A 230-nucleotide genomic window follows, 5' to 3' on the forward strand; every position below is an offset into this window, starting at 1 on the left:
ATATAAAATTCTGGATGACTCTTTAAAGATAAAAGTGATTGGTTCTCTAACTTTATCATCGGTCTTACTGGCTCTGTCTCTTCCATAAATACAATTTCCCCTATTACTCCATTATTTAAACGTACTTTTTTTCCAATAGATAAATCTACAACCATGTTTAAAAAGTTATTTAAAATCACATGATCTAGTTTTCCGAAGTGACTCTTTAATAAATCTTCTATAACTAAGTA

General features: G+C 28.3%; 1 protein-coding gene. It reads right to left on the minus strand.

Annotated elements, in window-relative coordinates:
- Window positions 1-230 (minus strand): hypothetical protein (locus AOA62_RS32200; protein WP_218244098.1); only part of this gene is annotated, 230 nt, incomplete at both ends.

It is taken from the genome of Pseudomonas sp. 2995-3, assembly GCF_002742565.1.
Classification (GTDB): Bacteria; Pseudomonadota; Gammaproteobacteria; order Pseudomonadales; family Pseudomonadaceae; genus Aquipseudomonas; species Aquipseudomonas edaphica.